Origin of the sequence: Nocardia vinacea NBRC 16497 (assembly GCF_000308835.1) — a bacterium.
Taxonomy (GTDB): Bacteria; Actinomycetota; Actinomycetes; order Mycobacteriales; family Mycobacteriaceae; genus Nocardia; species Nocardia vinacea.
In genome coordinates this window covers 1-724 of the sequence record NZ_BAGN01000311.1, presented here as the reverse complement: position 1 = coordinate 724, position 724 = coordinate 1, and the positions used below count along the sequence as shown (strand labels likewise).

The window sequence follows — 724 nt, the reverse complement described above, 5'->3', positions numbered from 1 at the left end:
GCGCACGCCCCACGATTCGAGCAACCGGAACAACGCCACCTCGAACGCGAACAACCCCGCCTGCGCGAACACCGTCCGATCGACCAGCTCACCGTCCGCCAACGCCACACTCAGCGAAACCGACTGCCCCAACAGCGGATCCAGCTGCGCGACGATCGCGTCGAAGTGCTCGGCGAACACCGGATATGCCGCACGCAGCTCGGCGGCCATATCGGCCCACTGCGCACCCTGACCCGAGAACACCACACCCGTCGAACCCGGCACCACCCGCCCGGTCACCACACCGGAAGCGGCTTCGGTGCGGCCCAATGCCCGCACACCTGCCAGCAGCCCGTCACGGTCCTCGGCCAGGACGACCGCACGATGGTCGAACACCGCACGCGTGGACGCCAACGAGAAACCGACATCCACCGGATCCAGGTCCTGATCGCTGACACGCGACGCCAAGCGGACGGCCTGCGCTGCCAGCGCCTCGCCACTGCGCGCCGAGACCGCCCATGGCAGCAACCCAGCCGCCGGCGCGACCTCGGGCGCCGGAGCTTGGTCCACCGCCGGTTCGGACACCGGGGCCTGCTCGATGATGACGTGTGCGTTCGTGCCGCTGATACCGAACGAGGAGACACCCGCACGACGCGGCCGATCCACCTCCGGCCACACCACAGGTTCGGTCAGCAGGCGGATATGGCCTTCGGACCAATCAACTTTCGTGCTCGGCCGATCGACG

Annotated in this window: 1 protein-coding gene; it reads right to left on the bottom strand. The window is 68.5% G+C overall.

The window, feature by feature from the left end:
* Positions 1–724 (bottom strand): acyltransferase domain-containing protein (locus ON44_RS33635; protein WP_040698010.1); only part of this gene is annotated, 724 nt, incomplete at both ends.